The organism is Limnoraphis robusta CS-951 (assembly GCF_000972705.2).
Genome location: NZ_LATL02000033.1, coordinates 1 through 15,430 on the forward strand (window position 1 = coordinate 1; position 15,430 = coordinate 15,430).

At 42.1% G+C, this 15,430-nt stretch carries 12 protein-coding genes; 10 read left to right on the forward strand and 2 right to left on the reverse strand.

The window, feature by feature from the left end; genetic code table 11:
- Positions 1 to 766: 766 nt before the first annotated feature.
- From ndhL to trpA, 3 genes are read left to right on the forward strand one after another with little or no spacing between them, the layout of a single operon-like run.
- Positions 767 to 1,000, forward strand: a complete 234-nt coding sequence (gene ndhL, locus WN50_RS02585; RefSeq protein ID WP_046278961.1) for an NAD(P)H-quinone oxidoreductase subunit L — start codon at positions 767 to 769, stop codon at positions 998 to 1,000.
- A complete protein-coding gene (locus tag WN50_RS02590; RefSeq protein ID WP_046278962.1) occupies positions 1,000 to 1,323 on the forward strand; it encodes a DUF3007 family protein in 324 nt (107 codons plus the stop codon). The genes ndhL and WN50_RS02590 overlap by 1 nt, the downstream gene beginning before the upstream one ends.
- 59 nt (positions 1,324 to 1,382) lie before the next feature.
- A complete protein-coding gene (gene trpA, locus WN50_RS02595) occupies positions 1,383 to 2,201 on the forward strand; it encodes a tryptophan synthase subunit alpha (protein ID WP_046278963.1) in 819 nt (272 codons plus the stop codon).
- Between the two features lie 661 nt (positions 2,202 to 2,862).
- Here the strand turns inward: trpA and WN50_RS02600 are convergent.
- Both WN50_RS02600 and WN50_RS02605 read right to left on the reverse strand, forming a co-directional pair.
- On the reverse strand, positions 2,863 to 3,807 hold the full coding sequence (locus WN50_RS02600; protein WP_046278964.1) for a glycosyltransferase family 2 protein: 945 nt from the start codon (positions 3,805 to 3,807) through the stop codon (positions 2,863 to 2,865).
- A 23-nt stretch (positions 3,808 to 3,830) separates the two neighbouring features.
- Complete coding sequence (locus WN50_RS02605; protein WP_046278965.1) at positions 3,831 to 4,847, reverse strand: Npun_R2821/Npun_R2822 family protein; 1,017 nt, start codon at positions 4,845 to 4,847, stop codon at positions 3,831 to 3,833.
- A gap of 79 nt (positions 4,848 to 4,926) precedes the next feature.
- Between WN50_RS02605 and WN50_RS02610 the strand changes: the two genes are divergently transcribed.
- The 7 genes from WN50_RS02610 to WN50_RS02640 form a co-directional block, all read left to right on the forward strand.
- Positions 4,927 to 6,141, forward strand: coding sequence for a glycosyltransferase family 4 protein (locus WN50_RS02610; RefSeq protein WP_046278969.1), 1,215 nt, complete (start codon positions 4,927 to 4,929; stop codon positions 6,139 to 6,141).
- An 83-nt stretch (positions 6,142 to 6,224) separates the two neighbouring features.
- Positions 6,225 to 7,871 (forward strand): hypothetical protein, encoded by a 1,647-nt coding sequence (locus tag WN50_RS02615; protein WP_046278966.1) that lies wholly within the window; start codon positions 6,225 to 6,227, stop codon positions 7,869 to 7,871.
- A 77-nt stretch (positions 7,872 to 7,948) separates the two neighbouring features.
- Positions 7,949 to 8,797 (forward strand): ion transporter, encoded by an 849-nt coding sequence (locus tag WN50_RS02620; RefSeq protein WP_046278967.1) that lies wholly within the window; start codon positions 7,949 to 7,951, stop codon positions 8,795 to 8,797.
- Between the two features lie 62 nt (positions 8,798 to 8,859).
- Positions 8,860 to 12,360: a PAS domain-containing sensor histidine kinase gene (locus WN50_RS02625; RefSeq protein ID WP_082172263.1), complete on the forward strand. Its 3,501-nt coding sequence runs from the start codon at positions 8,860 to 8,862 to the stop codon at positions 12,358 to 12,360.
- 183 nt (positions 12,361 to 12,543) lie between these two features.
- Entirely contained in the window at positions 12,544 to 12,999 is a 456-nt protein-coding gene (locus tag WN50_RS02630; RefSeq protein WP_046278968.1) for a response regulator, read from the forward strand.
- A 35-nt stretch (positions 13,000 to 13,034) separates the two neighbouring features.
- Complete coding sequence (locus WN50_RS02635; protein WP_235440809.1) at positions 13,035 to 14,555, forward strand: sensor histidine kinase; 1,521 nt, start codon at positions 13,035 to 13,037, stop codon at positions 14,553 to 14,555.
- A 249-nt stretch (positions 14,556 to 14,804) separates the two neighbouring features.
- The coding region (locus tag WN50_RS02640; RefSeq protein WP_049557759.1) for an RNA-guided endonuclease InsQ/TnpB family protein at positions 14,805 to 15,430 on the forward strand (626 nt) is incomplete at its 3' end.

Here is a 15,430-nt window from a genome sequence, read left to right on the forward strand (position 1 = left end):
GGTTCATATTTTGCAGGGATGATGTGTGTTGTTATGTAATATTCTATTTGAGAAATAATTCAGCCAAGCCACTTTTACTAAATCTTTAACTTGTTTCAAAAGTTAGATAAAAATATTGAGTTTTTGTTTTGTATTTTTTTTACGACAGGAATCTATTACTGATGACAAATAATTAGTTAATGTACATCAGACATTTATAGATGAGTTTTAAATTTTAAGGTTTTAGTTAGTGGGGGCGGTGGGACTTGAACCCACACGACCGTTTAAGGTCAACGGATTTTCATCCTCTCGCAGCTTTCGCTACTGCCGTTGAACATCTGTCCAAACAGCTTTGAGAATTGGACTCTCCCTTTACCCTCGCCTTTACGTTAGGGTAGCTCCCGTCGAGTCTCTGCACCTTCCTAGTCCATGAACTAGGCTTGGCTCAGGATTGCCTTGTCTGTCTCCAGATTTAGGTTTCCCTGAATTTGAGAGCCGTCACTTAAGGGATTTCTCACCTCAAGGCTCAGTTTTCTAAGTCCGTAGCGTCTACCATTCCGCCACGCCCCCAAGTTTTCACTGGTTCTATTCTGTCTTTTTCAGACAGTGTTCTACACTATAGCACAACAAATTCAATTTGTGCAAGTTTTTTGAGGAGAAGTTGCAAATCTCATCTCAAAAGCCACTGAGATAACAATTCAAGACAGCGCGAGGGTGTAATAATGGTTCAATGTGTGAAAGATGCTATCACACCTGTTTTATCTGTTGTTGAATCTCAATCACAACTATGTCTATCACCTCTCCCATCGCGATTACCTTGATTCTGTACGTTGCACTAGCGGGTGCGTATCTTTTAGTCGTTCCGGCTGCCGTGTATGCTTACCTCAACAGTCGTTGGTATGTGGCAAGCTCCTTTGAACGGGCTTTCATGTACTTCTTGATGTTCTTCTTTTTACCCGGTATGATTGTCCTCGCCCCATTTTTAAACTTTCGTCCCAAAGCCCGACAGATTGAGAACTAATGCGACGAATTGATGCAATTGCCATCGGAATCGGAGTCTTCGCCGCCGGGGGCATCGCCTATCTGATCTTACAAGCGATTGGCCTAGAAAGTATAGATGCCGGGATTTGGAGTCAAGTCTTATTAGTCGCTGCTTTGGTGGGTTGGTTATTGAGTTATCTGTTTCGGGCGCTCACCCAAAACATGACCTATAACCAACAAATCAAGGATTACGAAGATGCAGTCTTGCAAAAACGGCTCGAAGAAATGACACCGGAGGAGTTAGCCCAACTCCAAGCCGAAGTCGAACAAGAAAAACAGCAGCGTCAAAATCGGGAAAACTAGCCCTTTCTCCCTTTCCCGGTTGCTGATTTGAGATTCGCTCCCCACCCAAACGATAAACTATGATTTCTGTTTCTCAAAAATTTGAGTCTTTGCGATCGCCATCAACGGACTCAACACACCGCCACTGTGCTTTAATTCCCTTTATTACCGCAGGTGATCCGAATCTCGAAACCACCGCTCAAGCGTTGCAGGTTTTGGATCAAAATGGGGCGGATTTAATTGAGTTGGGGGTTCCCTACTCTGATCCCTTAGCAGATGGGCCAGTCATTCAAGCGGCGGCGACTCGCGCTTTACAACGGGGAACTCGTTTAGAAGCCGTCTTAGAAATGCTACAAACCGTTAGCCCCAATATAAAAGCACCGATTATTTTATTTACCTATTACAACCCGATTCTGCATCGGGGAATTGAACCGTTTTTGCAGCAAATTTATGATGCTGGGGCGCGAGGCTTAGTGGTTCCCGATTTACCTTTAGAAGAAGCACCGAGTCTGTTAAAACCTGCGAGTCAAATGGGGATAGAAGTCACGCTATTAGTGGCGCCAACTTCTCCCAAAGAACGGATTGAATTGATCGCCCGTCAGTCTCAAGGGTTTATTTATTTAGTCAGTGTTACTGGAGTCACCGGAATGCGGACTCAAGTGCAAACTCGGGTTCAAGATTTACTCCAACTGATGCGAAGTATAACTGATAAACCCATTGGGGTTGGGTTTGGGATTTCTCAACCGGAACAAGCCCGCTCCTTGCGCGACTGGGGTGCTGATGCGGTGATTGTTGGGAGTGCAGTGGTTAAACGTTTAGCTGAAGGAACACCTTCCGAGGGTTTAGAGGCGATCGCTCAATTTTGTTCGAGTTTAAAAGGGGCAATTTCTGGGGACTAGAATCATTTATTATTAATGATTTGAACTCAAATCTGCTAGATCTATAAATACAAGAATCACCCCAAGTTTTGTTTGGGGTGGGTTTATTTGATGACCCTGATGTTAAATTTTTTTATAGATGACCCCGATCAATTAACCCTCTAATCAACTAGCTGATGAATAGACCAGATTACAAATAACTGATGTCTTGTCCATTCAAGAAAGAAGAACGCTGGAAGTTTAGTGCTCCCATAAACACATAACTTCCAGCTCCTTGAAACCCTCGTAATGTGCCTTTCTATATTTAATTATTGCAGGCAGTTTTTGAGATTACAAGAGGTCTTTTGCAATCACCCACTTTTCTCGCTTGCTCCGACAGGAATTTCCTGAAACTCTCTCTGTATAAGGCTTGTAGGACTAGGATTTTTGAGATTATACTCATGTTTTTTGTCTCAATCTGTCCCATTTTTCACCCAGTTGACAAACGGACAGGGATATGGTACTTTTCAACAACAATTGAGCGAATATAACATTCTTTTAAAAGGAATTGAGGGGTAATCCCTATATTCAATATATCCAATTCTGGATAGGCAGTAAACCGATCAGTCTCATCTCTCCTTTGAATGAAACCCTTAACGGGTTTGATGGGTTCAAATTCAAGCCTTAATGATCATAGACGCAACTAACGTATTTTTCGCAGCATCTCAAACGCATTTCCCCGCAAACCCATAGGAAGCAAAGACAGCAAAAGTCCTGTCCAAGCTTTCCCCCGTGAGTAAGACTGAGACTCCCAAACCAGTTGTTGTCCTTTTTGAGTCTCGCCGTTTTCAATTAACCGCAGTCCCAGTAAAAGTTGAGATTCTTGTAAACGCGATCGCCGGATATTTTCTAAAGCTTGATCGTCAAACTGATAACTGTTTAAATACTGAACTTTATCTCTAAGATAGGGAATAGCGCGATCAATTCCCTGTTGTTCACTATGGACGCGATATTCCATCAAACGTTCCGGGAGATAATAAGCTTTTTTTCCCGCTATTGCTAAACGGACTAATAAATCATTATCTTCGCAATTTTGAATATTAGGACGCATATATCCGACATCAAGTAACGCTTGACGGCGAAATAAAGTTGCGCCAATTTGAAAGCTTTGTTGAACAAATACAACTTGGAGTAAATTTTCCACTTCTCCGGCTTTTAAAGTGGTTCTTCCCCAGCGTTGGGAGTTGGTTTGGGTAGCGATTTCATCGCGAATATTATCAATATTAATAATCCAATGATCCGTTCCGACAAAATCAATTTGAGGATGTTGATCTAATATTTGAGTTGTTTTGGCGAGAAACTCCCGAGTCAGGCGATCATCATCATCAAACTTGATAAAATAGTCTCCGGTGGCGGCGTCAAACCCTGATCGCATATTGTTACTTTTGCCAATATTTTGAGGATGGCGAATATAGCGAATACGGGAGTCTGTTAACTCAGACATCATCTCGGAGGTTCCATCGGTGGAACCATCATCACAGATGATTAATTCAAAGTCTTGTTCGGTTTGTTGAAGAACACTGTTAATCGCCAAGGGGAGGAGATTAACCCGATTAAAAGTGGGAATGCAAATGCTAATTTTAGGCATTCGTTATGACTTGATGATACAGATCAAACCTTTTTTAACTTGTTAATAGAGCGTTGTACAAATCGATTAGCTTTCTCAAACAAACTCGGAGGCTTTAGTTTTGTGGGCTTCTGTTCAGGATGCTTCAAAAAGCGATAATGTAAAAACACATCTTGATAAGGAATATGAACATCTTCACCCTGAGATAAACGCCCAAAATCAACTGAAGAATAACCCATATAGTGAATGCGATGAATCGGTTTTAATCCATCCTGATTGTAGAGAACGTTGTCTATATTGACAAATGGATCAGCATTGGCGCAGTTGCCTGTTCTTTCTTCACCATTAGAACTTCGAGTAAAATTAAAAATGGGTCGGTTTGTCACCAAAGACATATAACTGAATAAATCAGCATCACACCACCAAGATAAAGAGTTAATCCATTCAATTTCGCGATGTTCAATGAGTCTCTTTTTTAACGTTTCCAATTCTTGAACTCCAAAAATTCCAGCCCGAGAACCGAAGAAACTAGAACAGTGAATTTTAGATCGTACCTCAGATTCAGTTAATCCACTATCTTGATAAACTCGATCAAAGTTAAAAGCGGCTACCTCTTTTCGCTTGGCGTGTTCCCAATCATCAAATACAAAATCGTATTCCTCTAGTTTAGTAAACACTTGATCGAGGGGCTTCATTGCTAGGCTATCAGCATCATAGAAAACAAACTCTTCAAACTCGCCATCAAAAGCGCACATTTTTCGCAGAAGATTACTTTTATTGTACCATTTTGCAATTTTTTTCTTTGATTGAGTTGCTCGGGGATGAGCCGCCCAAACTTCTTTGGCAAATTCTTCCCAGCGCTGCATTTCTGGATAATTCTCGTAAAGGGTTACATTTGCCCGAGCATTTATTTCGCGTTTAACTTTTTCCAAGCGATCGTCATAAGGGATCACGCAAACCGGAATATTTGAGCCAACATTAACCTCAATACTATTGAGCAAAGCCACTAACTGGTCAAAAACCACATCATTGGCTAAAGTATAAATGCCTTGGGATTCCATTCCTCCACTCCTAGCTCTTCTCAATTTGTTAATGATTTAAACTTATTTTTCACCCCCACCTATGAATAAATTACATCCTCTGAAAATTTTAATGATTTCTTCAACCTTTCCCTATCCTCCTAGTCGAGGGGGAACCCAAGTGCGAACCTTTAACTTGCTCAAATATTTGACTCAAAACCATTCTATCACTGTTGTAACTCAAAGATCCCCAGATGTCACCGATGTGGAAATTGAGGAGTTGCGAGAATACGTTGATCAATTAGTCGTTTTCCCTCGTCCTCAAACTTCAGCAGCAACAGGCGGAACTTGGGCAAAAATCAGGCGTTTTGGTCAATTTTTAACCCAAGGAACACCACCCAGCGTCTTGTCAAATTATTCTCAACAGATGCAACAATGGATTTTGGAGTTTGTGGGTTCGGGAAAATGCGAGGCGATCACTTGCGAACATAGCGTTAATGAAATTTATGTGCGTCCTCAATGGAAACAACATCTCAAAACCGTTGTCAACGTTCATAGTTCTGTTTACGGCACAATTCGCCAACAGTTGGAAACCCACAGGGCAGAAAAACCCCTGCGCGATCGCTTAAACCTTCCCCTACTGTATCGCTACGAACAACGCTACTGCTCAAAATTTTCGGCAATTGTGGCAACAACAGAAGAAGATCGTCAACAACTGCAAGCGTTCAACCCCAAAGCCCAATTTGAAATTATTCCAAACGGCGTAGACTTCAGTCTGTTTCCTCTGCGCCCAAAAGATCCGGGAGGACACCGATTGATTTTTATCGGCGCAATGGATAACTTAGCTAATATTGATGCTGCTCGTTATTTTAGTTTAGAGATATTTCCTCAAGTGCAACAGCGTTATCCCGATGCAACACTCGCCCTTGTGGGGGCTAAACCCGTCCCAGAGGTATCACAATTATCGACATTACCGGGAATAGAAGTCACAGGACGAGTCCCATCAATGGCAGAATATTTACATCAAGCAACTGTTTGTGTCATACCGATGCGAACAGGTTTTGGTATTAAAAACAAAACCTTGGAGGCAATGGCAGCAGGAGTGCCTGTAGTCGCCAGCGATCGCGGTTTAGAAGGACTCGCCGTTGACGGGGCAAATGTGCCGTTACGAGCCTTACGAGCCAACACACTGGAGGAATATGTCGCCGCCATTAGCCAACTTTTCGAGGATGCTCAACTCAGACAACAACTCTGTGATCAGGGGCGAAGTCTGATCGAAAGCGAATACACTTGGGAACGAGCGGGTCAACGCTATGAACAAGTCCTACTGCGATAAATTGTTCCTCAACGACACAGTAGGGTAAAAAAAGAGAGCAAATAGTAGATCGGAAACCCTGGACAATAGGCGGAGAGCTGACGATGAACAACAAGTTTCACCGAAGAAACCGAACACCCAAAACCCCCCCTCAAATGGTGAGAATCCTGTACCGAATCGGATGGCTACACCCAAAACCCAAAGGTAGCGAAACCTCTGCTGTAGCCCCCATTCAACAGACGTCTAAGCCTTCACGTCGTCGGCAGAGATTACCCCTGCCCAAAAACACTATCCTAAAAGCTGTGTGGAAAAAGTGGATGGCTGATGGAGTTGCTTTTGCTCTGTTATTGGGCGGATCAACTTTACTCGCCGGCGGTGCTTGGTTTAGTTACAAGTTGATTTTAGATCCCGATGTCGGAATTTGGCTCAATCAGTTTTTACCGGCTTGGACTCAAGTTCCCTTACAACCCCATGACGCGATCAAAACCCTTGATCAAGTGGGCCTTAGTCTCGAAGAACAGGGACTTACCATTGGAGAAAGCTTATCCTTACCCCGATCAGATTCTCCCCAATCTTCTCACGCTCTGTTAGAAAATAATCCCTACTTAAACTTCCTCAAACCGTTTCTCTTACCCCCTGAGAAGCTGGTGCAGAATTCGCCGGATTTGTTAGTTCCGGTGATGAAAAAACGCGAACCTTCTCAAGTTCATCCTTGTCCTACAGTTTGTCAGGAAATCGTCGAACTGCGAGTTTACAAAGCGGTGCAAATCCCCTACGAACGTCCGGGAAGTGAACCTTATTATCGCTTGGTTCATCAACTCGAAGCTAATGGGCCTGCCGAATCCTTTGTACTGGCTTCACTGATTAGTAATCGCACCAACCAACAAGGGTCAAATAAACCCCTTCCTCTAACCCGGATTCGTCAATTTAGCGGTAAAGCACCCAGCTTTGGGGTTTGGTTTAGTATGGGTGGTGAACGGGTGATCGGACAAAAGAACGTGCCTTATGGACAGGTGATTCATTACAATCCGACTTATTATTATCTCAGTACCATGTTGGAGTGGAAAAGTTCAGCCGGACAGCAACCGATTTGGGAACAAGTCACCGGAAATAGTGAACCGGAGTTGCTGATTGAGGAAACCATTGGACTTGAACCCCAATTTAATATTTATCAAGTTAAACCTCGTCGGTTTGTTCCGAATCCGATTCAGCTTGCGGATATTTCTTTAGATGAACAAGTGATTGATAATTATGACTATCGTAAGGCGTTAAGACTGGCTCGTAGTGGCCTATGGTCTCCCGCTTTAGAGTTAATGAAGCCACTCAAAGAAAATGTTGGAAAAGATGATTCTTATCCTGCAAAATGGCCGGCAGTCGCTCAAGCTCAATTAGATTTGATTCAATTTCATGCTAATATTACAGATGCTCAAGCAGGTGCATCCTGGGCGAGTCCGACGCAAAAAGTCCTTGCAGGTTTAATTGATGGTCGTTGGACAGAAGCGTTGGATGTGGTTCAAAATGAACGGGTCAACTCTGAGCAAATTAATACACTTTTACAGGCTGATGGCGGACGCTTAAAAACTCGCATTCAAGCGGCTTTAGTTGAAAGCCCAGAAGAACCCGATTTGCAAGCCTGGGGTGCCTTAATTGTAGCAGCTCAAGAGGGACGAAATCAAGCGATCGCTTGGTTGGATGAACAGTCTCTCGCCACCAGCGAAAATAAGATTCGGATTCAAAAATTGTTAGATTAAAGAACAGTCACCCATTTTAGGGGTAATTCATGAATTACCCCTTGGGTGAAAAATTGTTTTAGATTCTTGATTGACAAATGGCTGAACAATGCGAAATAGAAGGGCTGAAGTCAATTCGCCAACGAATCGCTTTTTATCTTGATGATCTAGAAACATCGATTGGTCGATTGTTCAGTTTCAGCATCACGGGTTTAATTTTACTGTCTTCGGTCATTTTTGTTATTCAAACTTACCCGATTTCTACAGAATTTCGGTATATTTTAGAGCAAATAGACCGGGTAATTGTGATTATTTTTGCAGTTGAATATATCGTGAGATTTTGGGTGGCAGAACAGAAATATCAGTTCTTTTTTAATCCCTTTTCTCTGATTGATTTAGTTTCTATTTTACCTTATTTATTGGGGATTTTTAATGTTAGTTTTCTGAGAATTCTGCGCTGGTTGAGAATTTTGCGGCTGATTCGATTTATTGATGTCAAAATTTATATTTTTCGTTTACAAACGGAAGATGGAATTATTTTTGCGCGAATTATCTTCACCCTATTAACAATTATTTTTGTCTTTTCGGGTTTGATTTATCAAGTTGAAAAACCCGTGAACCCCGAAATATTTGGAACCTTTCTAGATGCGGTTTATTTTTCAGTGGTCACGATGACAACAGTCGGATATGGGGATGTGGTTCCCCTGTCAGAACCCGGTCGATTTTTAACTATTTTAATGATTTTAACGGGAATTGCATTAATTCCTTGGCAAGTCGGAGATTTAATCAAACAATTGGTGAAAACCGTTAACAAAGTCGAAACCATTTGTCCGGGTTGTGGTTGGTCAAGTCATGATCCCGATGCCATTTATTGTAAACGATGCGGTACTCGACTGAATCCTAATCCTGGATTTGATGATAGCGCAAACTCCAACGGTAAAGTGTAGCCAAAAGAGTGATATTGGTCAAAAAATCAATCGGGGAACAGACAAAAAGCCAATTTCTTGACATGATAAAAGAACTATCACCGGGTTCTAGATCAAACATGATTGCTCATGCTTCCAACATAGAAACATCGAATTCAGAACGGTTACTGCGATCGCTGCGATTACTTTCAGTATATAGTAGCCTGATTGTTTTAATCACAGGATGTATCGTACTCGTTAGCTGGGTAGTAGACATCGAAATCCCCCAAATGTTACCCGAACAAATCTCTATGAAGCCCAGAACTGCCCTGGGTTTTATTGTCAGTGGTACAATCTTGGGGTTGTGGCATCGCCGATATACCACTCAACATCCTCAATTTCAGCGAAAATTAACGTTTTTAATCAATACAGGTTCATTTTTAGTGATTGTCCTGGGTTTACTGACGCTGATTGAGTATTATTTTCAAATGAATTTAGAGATCGACCAACTGCTATTTTCCTACAGTCTAGATGGAGTCAATGCCGAAGTCAAAAGAAAAATTGCACCAAATATCGCAATCAACTTTATTTTATCTGGATCAGCTTTAATCTTACTTGCTCGTAACAGTTTGCGTTTGGCTCAACTGTTGAGTTTGTTCACCTTTTTTGTCGGACTGCTTGCCTTTATAGGTCATCTCTACACTGTTACACCCTTTTACAGTGCAGGTTCGCTTACAGGCATGGCAATGAATACCGCTATTTGCTTCATGCTACTGTCTCTGGGTATTTTGTTCGCCTCTGCGGATCAAGCCTGGATGCGGGAATTTAGCAGTATCAAAGCAGGGGGTATTATGGCACGGCGTTTAATTCCCCCATTAACCATCTTACCGCTAATTTTAGGCTTATTCATCTTAGTCCTCTACCCCAAATTGAGTTTCACACCCTCATCGGGCTTGGCGGTGAATAGTTTATTGGATGTGGTGGTATTCGTTGTGGTGGTGTGGCAAAATGCAAAAACTCTCAACCGGATGGATTTTGAACGCCAAGACATTCAGCAACGCCTCCAACAAAGTGAACAGCGATTTCGGGCAATTGTTGAAGATCAAACCGAATTGATTTCTCGCTATCAAGCGGATACGACGATTCTGTTTGTTAATGATGCCTATTGTCGCTATTTTGGCTTAAACTCAGAAACATTAATCGGCAATAGCTACAACCCCGTTATTTATGAAGAAGATCGAGAACGTATTTTGCAACAGGTGAACTCGATGAGTTTTGAGAATCCAACGGTCACCATTGAAAATCGAGTCGTTGTGAATGGAGAAGTACGCTGGACTCAATGGAATAATCGGGCTATTTTCAATTCTAAAGGAGAACTGATCGAGTATCAATCGGTAGGTCGAGATATTACTCAACTCAAACAAATAGAAGATCAACTGCGACAACTCAATGAACAACTCGAAGAAAAAGTACAAGAACGCACCGCCGAATTAGCAGCGACCAATGCCATCTTACGACAAGAAATTCACCACCGCCAAGCCGTTCAACGGGAACTGGTGCAACAAAAACGGCTTTTAGAAAGTTTCTTTAAAAGTTCTCCGGTGGGAATGGTCATGTTTAATAAACAATTGCAGTTTATGCAGATCAACGAAGCGATCGCCGAGATGAACGGAGTTTCTATCGAAGCAACTTTAGGTCGTACCGTTGATCAGATTTTACCCGATCTTGCACCCCAACTTAATCCGATTTTGCAGCAAATCCTACAAACAGGTGAACCCGTTTTTAATCTTGAAATTGCCGGAGAAACACCCAAGCATCCCCGTGTAACTTGCTATTGGCAAATTTCCTATTTTCCGCTATTAAGACAAGATCATCAAATTATCGGATTAGGCGGAGTGATTGTCGAAATTAGCGATCGCAAACGAACCGAAATCGCGTTACGAGAAAGTGAAGAACGATTCCGACGAGCCGTCGTTGATGCACCTTTCCCGATTATCCTTCACGCCGAAGATGGCAAAATTATTCAAATTAGTAATTCTGTTACAGAAATCACAGGTTACACAACTGATGAAATCTCCAGCATCGAGGATTGGACAGAGCGAGTTTATGGTCAACGTCAGAATGTTGTTTTAGAAGGAATTAATAGACTCTATCAACTTAATCATCGAGTCGAAGAAGGAGAATATGAGATTAGAACCAAAGACGGAAACAGGCGGATCTGGAACTTTAGCTCGGCTCCACTGGGTCAGCTTTCAGATTATAGACGATTGGTTATCTCAATGGCAGCAGATATCACAGAACGGAAACAGGCTGAAGTTGCATTAGCGACTCGCCTCAGACAACAGGCGATCATCACTCAACTGGGTCAGATGGCGTTGTCGGGATGGAAATTAAACGCACTTTTTGATCAGACGACCGCATTTGTTGCAGAAAGTTTTGCGGTTGAATATTGTAAGGTGTTAGAATTACTGCCAGATGGTCAGACCTTACTGTTGCGTTCGGGAGTCGGTTGGCGGGGCGGCTTAGTCGGTCAAGCAACAGTCGGAACGGATGAAAATTCTCAGGCGGGTTATACGTTGCGAGTCCATGAACCTGTCGTAGTCGAAGATTTGAGAACCGAAACTCGCTTTAACGGCCCAGCTTTGTTGCAGGAACATCATGTGATTAGCGGGATGAGTACCATTATTGCCGGGAGAAATCGCCATCAGCCTTTTGGGATCTTAGGGGTTCATTCGACTGAAAAACGGCAGTTTACCCAAGATGATGTTAACTTTCTGCAAATGATCGCGAACCTTTTAGCAGAAGTCATCGCCCGTAAGCAAAATGAGGAAGAAATTCAGCAACTCAACGCAACCCTAGAACAGCGAGTCAAAGAACGCACTCAACAGTTAGAGGATGCTAACCAGGAAATGGAAGCTTTTTCCTATTCCGTCGCCCATGACTTACGCGCTCCTTTACGAGCTATTCAGGGATTTTCTCAAGTTCTCGTTGAAGACTACGGCAATCAACTTGATGAGTTGGCACAAGAATATATTAACCGTATGAGTGCCTCAGCCGAGCATCTCGATCAACTGATTTTGGATTTACTGTCTTACAGTGGTTTAAACCGCACAGAAATTCAGTTAGAGACAATTAGTTTAACGGCGATTGTCGAACGAGTGGTTAATGAACTCAAGCTGGAGTTAGATACCAAACAAGCCGAAATTTTGATTGAACCCTCTCTACCCGTTGTCAGGGCGCAACGCAGTGTTTTAAAACAGGTGATCATCAATTTAGTTTCTAACGCGATCAAGTTTGTCGAACCGGGTGTTTCACCCAGAATATCTATTTGGGGTGAGGAAGGACTGGTTAATCAGTTTGATACAGAGACTCAATGGGTGCGCCTGTGGATTGAAGATAATGGTATTGGGATCTCGCCCCAGCATCAAGACCGCATTTTCCAAGCGTTTGAGCGACTGCATGGGATCGAAGCCTATCCGGGTACTGGAATCGGATTAGCCATTGTCAAGCGCGGTGTTGAACGGATGGGAGGACGAGTTGGTGTAGAATCGGACTTGGGTCAAGGAAGTCGGTTCTGGATCGAACTCATCGGTGCGGACTTCTAACGGAGTTGGAAAACGCTATTTCTAGACTCGGGATTATGAGATACTTAGAAACGATGAATAAAACTCAACTTGTTCGCCGCTTTCCTCTGGTTTTCTACACAGGTGGGTCTGTCAACTCATTGAGACGATAAACCTCCATTCAGATAGGATTACAGTTCAAGGTTACTATGGGTATTTTATCCAATGATCGATCTCAATAACTACAGCATATTGTTAGTAGAAGATGACGCGAATGACATCTTGTTTGTACAGAGAGCTTTTCGTCAAGCCAATTTAACCAATGCTATCCACATTGTTAAAGATGGGGATCAGGCGATTGATTATCTCATCGGAAATAATCAATATGCTAATCGAGATCTATATCCTATACCTGTTCTCATTTTGCTGGATTTAAAATTGCCTCGTCTTTCAGGATTAGAGGTTTTACAATGGATTAAAAAACATTCGTCTCTGAGGCGCATTCCTGTTGTGGTTTTAACGTCATCTAGAGAGAATATTGATGTGAATCGAGCCTATGATATCGGTGCTAATTCTTATCTAGTGAAACCCGTCAAGTTTGATACTTTGACTCAAATGATCGAAATCATTGATGCTTACTGGATAAAATTAAATCAATATCCTACAGGCTTATCGATTTAACTTTAAAGTATCGGGTAAAATTTATAGAGATATTAATGTACTTATCTTTTGGAATTATGAGCTTGGAGCAATTGCTGCAACGCATTTTGCTAGTAGATGACAGTCCAGATGATCGTCTTCTGGCGATTCGTGAGTTAAATCGGGAATTTCCTGATATCGAGATCCAAGAAGCCGTTAGTTTAGCTGAATTTTACCAGGCTTTAGAAACAGATGATTTTGATTTGGTGATTACAGACTATGAGCTAAACTGGACAACGGGATTGGATATTCTGCGGGCGGTTAAAGTTTATGATCCCGATCTTCCGATTATTATGTTTACCAACTCAGGCACCCAAGAAATAGCCGTAGAAGCGATGAAATCGGGGTTGGATGACTATGTGTTGAAATCTCCGAAACAGTTTATTCGATTGTCTCAAGCGGTTCGTACTGTTTGGGAAAATACCCAAACTCGTCGCCAAGCTGCTCAACTGCAACTCCGCCTACAATTTTTACTCAATGAGTTAAATGTTGGGGTGTTTCGCTCTACATTAGAAGGAGAACTTTTGGAAGTCTCTGAGGGTTTTTTGCATCTGTTGGGGTTAAGTTCTTTTGAAGAGGCTCAGAGTTTTTTTCAGGAACAGCTCCGTTTTCAGAAAATTGAGGGTAGTCAACAAGAACAATGGAAATGGCAAAGGGAATTAATCTGTCCCAATCAGCAGAAAATTTGGGTACAAATTAGTGAAACTTTAGTCATTCAAAATGGAAAAATGGTGATTGATGGGTTAATTGATGACATTACAGAGCAAAAACGAACGGCAGCAGAACTTCTAGAACTCAATCAAACGCTAGAACAACGAGTTAAAGAACGAACGGTTCGTTTAGAGAATATTAATAAAGAATTAGAAACTTTTGCGTTTTCAGTTTCCCATGATTTGCGATCGCCCATTCGTCAAATTGATGGTTTTGTGAATTTACTCAAACAACAACTCACATCCATTAAAACTGATGAAACGGTTCTGCATTACTTGGATATGATTACCAAATTAACAGAACGTTCAGGCCGAATGATCGATGATTTATTGCTATTTTCCCGGACTGGACGGGCAGAAATGCAGTACACAACTGTGAATATGGAACAGTTAGTTCAATCCATTAAACTGCAAATCGAGTTGCGATGTGAACCCCGAAAAATCATCTGGCAAATCGACTCATTGCCTGCGGTAACAGGCGATCGCAATCTATTTCAACAAGTCTGGCAAAATTTGCTGGAAAATGCGGTAAAATATAGCAGTAAAAAAGAACAAACCGAAATCCACGTGGGAAGTATTTCCGGCGAGAAAAAAATCACCTATTTTGTCAAAGATAATGGGATTGGTTTTGAGATGAACTCTGTCAATCGACTGTTTGGTATTTTTCAACGACTGGAAAATGCTCAACAATTTGACGGTTCAGGGATTGGACTGGCTAATGTTCGCCGGATTATTCATCGTCATGGTGGCCAGGTTTGGGCAGAGGGAAATCCAGGGGAAGGAGCAACATTTTACTTTAGTTTACCTCGGGAGCAACCTGAAACTTAAAAAAATATATATAGGGGAAAGATGTCACTCCTTAAGATAGAGAGTTTCATCGAAAGTTTGTAGTATGCTCAGTAGAGTGTTGCCCCTATCTTAACGGGGGGACTGGGGGGCTATAGCACTGCCTCCATAATCTTTGATTTGGGGGTAGGTACATGGACACCCCAGGTAAAAAGCGAGGCATTCGACCTGTCCGCTTTTTACAATCTCCGTATCAATTGTTAAACTTAATGACATAGAGTCAAAACAGCCATGTTGGTATTTGAGGCAAAATTACGAGGAACATCTGAGCAGTACGCCATCTTGGATGAGATGATTAGAACTGCTCTTTTTGTTCGCAATAGTTGCCTGAGGTACTGGATGGAGAACAAAGGGGTCAACAGGTATGACCTGAATAAATACTGCAAGGTACTCAGAGAACAATTTGAATGGTGTAAAAAACTTTCAGCGCAAGCCGGTCAAGCCAGTGCTGAAAGGGCTTGGAGTGCTATCGCCAGGTTCTTTGATAATTGCAAGAAAAAGGTTCCGGGCAAGAAAGGTTTTCCTAAGTTTAAGAAGCATCAAACTCATGGCTCAGTCGAGTACAAAGTTGATGGATGGGTGTTATCGGATGACCGATTAACCATTACATTTAGGGATGGTTTCAAAGCTGGAACTTTTAGAATGTGGGGAACTCGCGATTTACATTTTTACCAAAAAGAACAGATTAAGCGAGTGAGTGTTGTGCGTCGAGCCGATGGATATTATGTTCAGTTTTCCATCGACCAAGAGCGAAATGAACAACATAAGCCCACAAATCGGATGCTAGGCATAGATGTTGGTCTAAACCATTTCTACACCGACTCTGATGGCAACAAAGTAGAAAACCCTCGGTTCTT